General features: G+C 64.5%; 2 protein-coding genes. Both read right to left on the bottom strand.

Features of this window, described 5'->3' with window-relative positions:
• Positions 1-114: 114 nt before the first annotated feature.
• Complete coding sequence (locus VNH11_03885; protein ID HVA45504.1) at positions 115-4011, bottom strand: SdrD B-like domain-containing protein; 3897 nt, start codon at positions 4009-4011, stop codon at positions 115-117.
• A gap of 265 nt (positions 4012-4276) precedes the next feature.
• Positions 4277-5317, bottom strand: coding sequence for a sugar nucleotide-binding protein (locus VNH11_03890; protein HVA45505.1), 1041 nt, complete (start codon positions 5315-5317; stop codon positions 4277-4279).
• Between the last annotated feature and the right edge of the window lie 931 nt (positions 5318-6248).

Consider the following 6248-nt stretch of genomic DNA (forward strand, 5'->3'; position numbering starts at 1 on the left):
TGACGATCAGCTAACCGTAGGGTGGGACAAGCGAGCTTGCGAGCGCCGGCCCACCGTTGGCGACGTCGCCAACGGTGGGCCGGCGCTCGCAAGCTCGCTTGTCCCACCCTACGGTTAGCTGATCGTCAACGTAAACTGCTGCGTTGCCGCGGTGCCCACGTTGTTGTTGGCGGTGATCGTAAACGGATAGGTGCCGGCCGCCGCCGAGGCGGTGCTGGCCAAGGTGGCCGTGCCGTCGCCGTTGTTCGTCAACGTCACGCCGCTGGGCAAGCCCGTCCCGGTGATGGACGGCGTGGGAGTGCCGGTCGTCGTCACAGTGAAGCTGCCCGCGGTGCCCCGCGTGAAAGCCGCGCTGTTTGCGCTGCTGATCGTGGGCGCGGTGCCGGCGGCGGCGTTGACGGTCAAAGTAAAGCTCTGCGTGGCATCGGGCGAGATGCCGTTGCCGGCGTCGATCGTAATCGGGAAGCTGCCCGTGGCGGTGGGCGTGCCGGCCAGCGTGGCCGTGCCGTCGCCGTTGTTGGTGAAGGTGACGCCGCTGGGCAAGCTGCCGCTTTCGGTCAGGGCGGCGGTGGGCGTGCCGGCGGTGGAGACCGTGAACGTTCCGGCCGTGCCGTCGGTGAAGGTGGTGGCCGCGGCGCTGGAGATCGTGGGCGCGGCGTCGATCGCCAGCACGAAGCTCTGGGTGGCGGCCGTGCCCACGCCGTTGTTGGCCGTGATCGTCAAGTCGTAGCTGCCGCCGGAGCCGGCGGCAGGCGTGCCGGCCAGCGTGGCGGTGCCGTCGCCGTTGTTGGTGAAGGTGACGCCGCTGGGCAAGCTGCCGCTCTCGGTCAGGGTGGCCTTCGGCGTGCCGCTGGTGGTGACCGCGAACGAGCCGTCCGTGCCCACCGTGAAGCTGGCGGCCGAGCCGCTGGTGATCGTCGGCGCCTTGTTGCCGCTGACGTCCGTGTAGTACTCGTTGCTGGCCAGAATCTGCTCGCCGACCTGCTCCGCGTTCATGGTCCGCGAGGTGAGGTCGTTGACCCACATTTGCAGGTCGCTGCTGCCGGGCGCCCGGTGCAGGAACTCGGAATAGAAAGCGTCGACCACGGCCGTGCTCGCTTCTTGTCCGAACACGAAGGCGGTGGCCACCTGCAGCGGGGTCTGGCCGCCATTGAGCAGGCCTTCCCAGTAGCCCGCTTCCGACGATGTGGGCGAGCGCTGCAGCAGGTCGTTATAGAGCGCGTCGACAAAGGCGGTGTTGCCCTGGTTCTTGCTCAAAAACTCCGCCGACGTGAGAAAGCCCTCGACCTCGATTTGCTCTGTGCCCCAGGCGCTGAAGGCGGCCGTCCAGAATGACTGGCCCGCGGAATCGAAGGGCCGTCCGAGGAACTCCTCGTAGAACTGGTCGACCTCGTCGGTGCGGTGTTCCTGCGAATCCCAGACGCCCTGCGTCACCGTGGCCCGGCTGGCTCCGGCGGTCATCTGCTGCTGCCAGTACGAAAGTCCAGTCGGGTCCGGAGCATGACCCAACAGGGCCTGATAGACGGCGTTGATATAAGTGGTGTTGGCGTCGCTGGCGGCGGGCGGATCGGTCGTCGAAACCTGGATCGGCAGAATGGTGCTGGTCAAGGCGTTGCCGATGTTGTCTCCGCTCGTTGTGCCGCCTGCGGCGAGCGAAATCGCATGCGCCGTGGTGGTGAGCGTGACGCCGTTGTTCGGAGGAACGACTTCCATCACGGTGTAGTTGCCCGCCGCCAGCCCGGTGAACGAGTACTTGCCGCCGGAGTCGGTCGTGGTCGAAGGATTGCCGCTGTCGGGCACGCCGGTGCCGTCGTTATTGAGAAACACCGTGCGGCCGGAGACGCCGGTCTCGCCTGAGTCGAGCTGGCCGTTCAGATTGACGTCGTCGAACACCTCGCCTGAAATCGTGCCGGTGTTCGTGGTGGTCGTGCCGCTCGAACTGCTCCCCTCGCCGATATTGACGTCGGGCGTGATCTTCCCCGCGGCGACCATGACGGTCTGCGGCTTCGTGGACAGGGTGACGCCGGAAGGCGCCACCTCGGTGACCGGGTAGCTGCCGGGCGCGAGACCGACGAAATAGTAATGGCCGTTGGCGTCGGTGGTGGCCGACGGATTGGTGTTGTCGGGGGCACCCTTGCCGTCGATGTTCAAAAACACGGTGCGGCCCGAGATGCCGGTTTCTCCTGAATCGAGCGCGCCGTTGCCGTTGGTGTCGGTAAACACCTCGCCCGTGATGGAGGGCAATTCGCCTAGATCCACGGCCGTCGTCGTCTTGCCGCTGGTCACGGTGACCGTCTGCGTGGAAGTCGAAAGGGTGACGTTGCTCGGCAATTGCATTTCGACCTGGTAGCTTCCGGGCGGCTCGGTGCCGAAGGCGAAGTTGCCGCTGGAATCGGTCGTGACCGAAGGATTGCTCGTGTCGGGCTTGCCGGTGTGATCGATGTTCAGGAACACGGTCTGGCCGCCCACGCCAGGGTCGCCCGTGGCAAGCTGTCCGCTGCCGTTGAGATCGACGAACACGTTCCCCGAGATCGAAGGGAGTTCGCCGAACACGACGCCCGATGTCGTCTGGCCGGTTTTCACCGTCACCGTCTGTGTGGGCGTGGTCAAGGTGGCGCCGGTCGGCAGCGCCTCCATGACGGTATAGCTTCCCGCGGTCAGGCCCGAAAAGGTGAACTGCCCGACCGAATTGGTGGTGGTGTGCGGGTTCGTGCCGTCGTTCGTGCCGCTGTTGTCTTGGTTGATGAACACCGTGCGGCCGGCGATGCCGATGTCGCCCGTATCGAAGCTTCCGTTGTCATTGACGTCGGTGAACACCGTGCCGGCGATCGAGGCCGGCTCTTCGCCGACGTTGACCGTCTGGGCGGTGCCGCCGGCCGTTACGGTGGCGCTCAGGCTCGTCGTGGTGATCGTGGTTCCGGCCGGAGGCACCACGTCGACCTTGTAGGTTCCCGCGGCCAGATCGGAGAACGAGTAATTGCCGTTGGAGTCGGTGACGGTCGACGGATTGCTGGCGTCGGGCGCACCGCTGTTGTCGTTGTTCAAAAAGACCGTCTGACCGGCGACGCCCGCTTCGCCCGATTCCAGCACGCCGCTGCCGGTGGTATCGGTAAAGACCGTACCCTTGATCGAAGGCTGCTCGGCAAAATTGACGCCCGAGTCGGTATTGTTCGCCGCGACGGTGACCGACTGGCTGGGCATGGTCAAGCTGATGCTGGTGGGCAGCTCTTCATAAACTTTGTACGTTCCCGGCGTAATGCCCCTGAAGGAGTAATTGCCGCTGGAATCGGTCGTGGCCGTGGGATCGCCCGACTGATACGCGCCGGTGCCGGCTAAATCCACAAACATCGTGCGGCCCGCGACGCCCTGTTCGCCTGAGTCGAGTTGCCCATTGCCGTTCGTGTCGCTGAACACCGTGCCGTCGATGCTGTCGATGGAGACCGAGCTGATCCGCACCAACTCGTTGTTCGGTCCCAGCGGAAGCTGGCTGAAGGTGCCGCCGTTGTCGGCGTTATCGACGTTGAGCGCGGCGATGGCGTCGAGCACCTGCATGCCGTTGCCGATTACCTGGCCGAAGACAGTGTAGCCGTGGCCGTCGCTGGCGGGGCCGAGTGTGCTTGTGTTATCGACCAGGTTCACAAACCACTCATCGGTGGCGCTGTTGGGATCGCTGGTGCGGGCCATCGCCACGCTGCCGGCCACGTTGGCCAGTTTGTATTCGAGGTTCACGGGCGAATTCGTGGGAATGGTCGTGAACTGGGATGTGCTGCCGCTGAAGGTGGCGCTGGATGAGGTGAATCCACCCGCCTGCTCGACGAAGCCGGGCACCGATCGATGGAAGATCGAATCGGTGTAAGCACCGCTCTCGACGTAACTTAGGAAGTTGGCCACGGTATTCGGCGCGGCGTCGGGGCGGAGCTCGATCTGGAAGTTGCCGAAGTTCGTATCGACCGTGACGATGGGGTCGGACGTGAGCAACCAGCGGTCTTCCAGCCGTTCGGGCCGGCGCATGCGGGCCGCGGCACGTCGTGACCGACGTGGCGACTTGCGTTGACCTTCTGGACGACGTGAAAAAACGAACTTGAGCGGGAAGGAACGCCCCCACATAGTTCCACCTGATTTGACATGTGACTGTTCCGGTAGATCCATTTAAGGCATGAGTTGCAAAATGGGCAACCAAAAAATGGGGCCGGGTTGAGTTTCCGCCCGCCGGTCGCCGGTTACGGCCGGTATTTTTGGAGTAATTGCTCGTTCCGCTTACGGAGCACGCGGACGACTACGCCACTTCGTGGCGGCGGCGGTGCGGATTGCGGTAGAGCACTTCCGCCAAGAACTCCGGCGAGCCATGCCAGCCGCCCGACCGCTCGCGGTGCCAATCGTCGTGCGTCGGCACCAAAGCGTCGTCGTAAGGCCAGGCGTGAAACGCCTCGTAGCCCAAGGCAGCAGCCAGCTTGCCGGAATCCATCGAGACGTTGCCCGCCCGCGGCGGAATCGGCCCCGCGGCGGCACGCGGGCAGCCCAGGAGATGGTCGGGATGATAGCCGCCCACGCGGTTCACCACCTGGGCGATCTGATAAAGGCTCAATGCCCGTGGTCCGCCGGCGTGAAACAGGCCGGCCAGCCGGTTGCCGAGCATGGTCTCGCAAACTTCGTTCAGGCAATCGGTATAGGTCGGCGTGCGGATTTCGTCGAAATAGAGGGTGGCCGGCCTCGATTTCTTGAACCGCGACTGAATCCAGTCGATCGCGCCGGCGTGGCCGTTGAAGCTCACGCCCATCGGCAGCGAGATGCGCAACATGCAGGCCCAGGGGGCTTCTGCCAGCAGAATCCGCTCGGCGGCCACCATCGTTTTACCGTAGACGGTCACCGGATCGGTCGGGTCGTCTTCGCGATGGCTGCCGCCGCCTTTGCCCGAATAGACCAGGTCGATCGACAGGTGTACCACGCGCACGTCGGCCTCTCCGATCGTTTCGAGCAGGTTGCGGACCCCTCCGACATTGATCCGCCAGGCCAGATTGGGATCGAGTTCGCAGGCCCGCAGGGCGCAGTTGCCGGCACAGTCGAGCACGCTGCGAAAGTTGTATTCGTCGAACAGACGTTTGAGTTCATCGCGGTCTTCGGCGTCGCAGGCGACGACGCCGTCGCCCACCAGCCGGAAGTTGTCGCGCTGCCGAATGCCGATCACCTGGCCCGGATAGCGGGCACGGAAGTAATCGAGCGCGTTGTAGCCCGCCACGCCCGCAATGCCCGTGATCAACAGCGGCAGGGGAAACGATTTTGGATTTTGCATTGCGGATTTTGGATTGCTGACGGCCATGCGTTGAGCGTCGAGGAGACCGGGGGCATCGTGCCAGCATAACGCGGCGAGATTCGGCGACGCAACGGCACGCGAAGCCCGTAGCGATGCCTGGTGCCTTGTCCCTCCGAATCCTGCCAAGCCGATTGGAAGGCTGCCACGATTTGCGATGAAGCATCGCCGAATCACTCCATGCCCCCATCCGCGGGCCCCAATTGGAAATGCGTTTTTCCAAGTCATCTATGGGATCGACTGACGCACCCGGCCGCCACTCCAACTCGGCCGCCAGCTTTTTCATCGCCACGGTAAAGCTCAACTGCCGTGGCGAACGCTCCCATTTCCCGCATCGCCGCGCCGACTTCTCCAGTTCGCGTCGGCTGCGGTTCTGCGAACCGCGGTGACGGCGGCGGAGCCGGGCGGTCACTTTTCGGCCAGCGGCCCGGTTGCGTTTGCACAGAGATTGACCACGACGAAGCGCGGGATGAGTTCGCGCGAATCGTGACGCGGCGCTGGCCGCGCATTTCTTCGTGCGCGCAACTTGTTGTGTCGCCCCACGTTTGTGCCGCTTCGACGCGCTCCGCACGTCAGTCGGGGCGCTGCCACGCGATATGCCGGCACCTGTTTTGCTGCGCCACGCATGCGGAACATGGCAGGGGCATCGCAGCACCATCGTGACGGAACCTCCGGACCAGAGAGGAAGGTCGGTCGTTCGCTGTAGCCGATTCGCGGCTAAGCGACAGGAGGAAAACGATGTACCGCGTTCAACGGAGTTTTAGCGGCCAAGTCGCCGGCGCGGTTCCGCGCCGCGCAAAAGGTGCGCAGCGCTCTCCGCTCTCCGCTCTCCGCTCTCCGCTCTCCGCTCTCCGCTCTCCGCTCTCCGCTCTCCGCTCTCCGCTCTCCGCTCTCCGCTCTCCGCTCTCCGCTCTCCGCTCTCCGCTCTCCGCTCTCCGCT

Source organism: Pirellulales bacterium (genome assembly GCA_035533075.1).
In the GTDB taxonomy this organism is placed as follows: Bacteria; Planctomycetota; Planctomycetia; order Pirellulales; family JAICIG01; genus DASSFG01.